General features: G+C 40.9%; 2 protein-coding genes. One reads left to right on the top strand and one right to left on the bottom strand.

The window, feature by feature from the left end; all coding sequences use genetic code 11:
- The coding region (gene guaA / locus ABNR88_RS07195) for a glutamine-hydrolyzing GMP synthase (protein WP_348670253.1) at window positions 1-1,559 on the bottom strand (1,559 nt) is incomplete at its 3' end.
- Window positions 1,560-1,603: 44 nt separating this feature from the next.
- On the opposite strand from guaA, the gene ABNR88_RS07190 reads away from it, so the two are divergent.
- Window positions 1,604-2,100, top strand: a 497-nt coding sequence (locus ABNR88_RS07190; RefSeq protein ID WP_348670252.1) for an LptF/LptG family permease, incomplete at its 3' end; no start/stop codon positions are given.

Raw genomic sequence — 2,100 nt, 5'->3', positions numbered from 1 at the left:
GTGGCCGGTGGCTTGCCCGATATGTCATAAACTACACGTGAAACACGCGTGATTTCATTCATGATACGGTTAGAAACAATATCAAGGAAATCATACGGTAGGCGTGCCCATCTAGCGGTCATAAAGTCGATGGTTTCAACGGCACGTAAGGCGATAACATAATCATAACGACGCTCATCACCCGTGACTCCGACAGATTTGATCGGCAAAAATACGGCAAAAGCCTGGTTAACAGTGTCATATAAATTGTGTTTGTAAAGTTCATCCATAAAGATGGCGTCTGCTTCACGTAAAATATTGGCATATTCCTCTTTAACCTGACCAAGAATACGAACACCAAGCCCTGGGCCAGGGAATGGGTGGCGATAGAGCATATGAGCAGGGATGCCGAGTTTTACACCAATAGTGCGAACCTCATCTTTAAAGAGTTCTCTTAAAGGCTCTACCAACTCAAATTTAAGGTCATCTGGCAAGCCGCCAACATTGTGATGTGATTTGATCACTTTAGCCTTTCCGGACGCTGCACCTGCAGATTCGATCACATCTGGATAAATTGTGCCTTGAGCTAAGAATTTGATATCGTCCAGGTGTTTGGCTTCTTCTTCAAATACTTCAATAAAAGCACCGCCAATAATTTTTCTTTTCTTTTCGGGATCGTTTTCATCAGCAAGACCATCGTAGAATTTCTTTTGTGCATTAGCGCGAATAACTTTCACACCCATATTATCAGCAAAAGTTTTCATCACTTCATCGCCTTCGTTAAGACGAAGTAGGCCGTTATCAACAAATACACAGGTGAGCTGATCACCAATCGCTTGATGCAGTAGGGCGGCTACAACGGATGAGTCAACACCACCTGATAGGCCAAGTAGTACGTTGCCTGTGCCGATTTGATCTTTCAAGCTTTGAACTAAATCGGTAATAATGTTTTCGGTTGTCCATTGTTTTTCGCAGCCACAAATCTTAGCTACAAAGCGCTCTAAAATTCTCTGACCTTGTGTGGTGTGAGTGACTTCTGGGTGAAATTGAAGGCCATAGTAATTTTTCTCAGTATTGGCAAAACCAGCAATGGCGCAGTTATCTGTATTGGCAATGCGTTCAAATCCTTCTGGAAGTTTGGTGACTTCAATACCATGACTCATCCATACATCAAGCAGGCTATGGCCTTCATCATTTACATCGTCGGTAATATCGCTCAGTAGTGGCGAATGATTACGAGCACGAATTTGAGCAAAACCGTATTCATGCTTATCTGCAGAGGTGGCCTGGCCGCCAAGCTGCATAGCCATGGTTTGCATGCCGTAACAAATGCCTAGGATTGGCACGCCTAAATCAAACACAATTTGAGGTGCTCTGGCTGAATCGTCAGTAGTAACTGTATCAGGTCCGCCTGATAGAATAATACCCTTAGGATTGAAATCTTTAATAAAGGCTATATCTACATCGTAAGGAAATAATTCACAGTACACGCCAATCTCGCGTACGCGACGGGCAATGAGTTGAGTGTATTGAGAGCCAAAATCAAGAATAAGGATTCTATCGCTGTGAATATTTGTCATAATAGTGCTGTATTGAATAAATCGATTTTATAGACTGTATTTTAATGAAAATTTTAGACCGTTACATTATTAAAACCATGGCTTTTTACACTTTAGCTGTAATGTTGATTTGGCTAGGTGTTTATTCGTTTTTTAGTTTTCTGAATGAAGTGAACGATATTGGGCAAGCAAACTATACCGTTATTGAAGCTATTACTTATATTTCCTTAAAGTTGCCAGATATCATTTCTGGGCACTCTTCTGTAGTTATTTTGCTGGGATCATTATTGGCATTGGGTCATTTAGCAGCAACCTCACAGCTGATTATTGTCAGAGGTTCAGGTGTTTCAATTATGAATATTGTTAAGATTGTTATTAAAACAGCATTAGTGTTTGTAATTATCGTGACATTAATTGGTGAGTTGCTTGCGCCCACTACTAATCAAATTGCACAGAATTCTCGAGCCAAGGCCTTAGGGCACAATGTTCAAGCAAAAAGCCAACAAGGATTTTGGGTGAAAGATAAGCACTCAATTATCCATGTTGGCAAAAATTTTGATGG

This window comes from uncultured Candidatus Thioglobus sp. (genome assembly GCF_963981275.1).
Lineage (GTDB): Bacteria > Pseudomonadota > Gammaproteobacteria > PS1 > Pseudothioglobaceae > Thioglobus_A.
The sequence above is the reverse complement of the archived record's forward strand: the minus strand, read 5'-3'. Positions and strand labels throughout refer to the sequence as shown.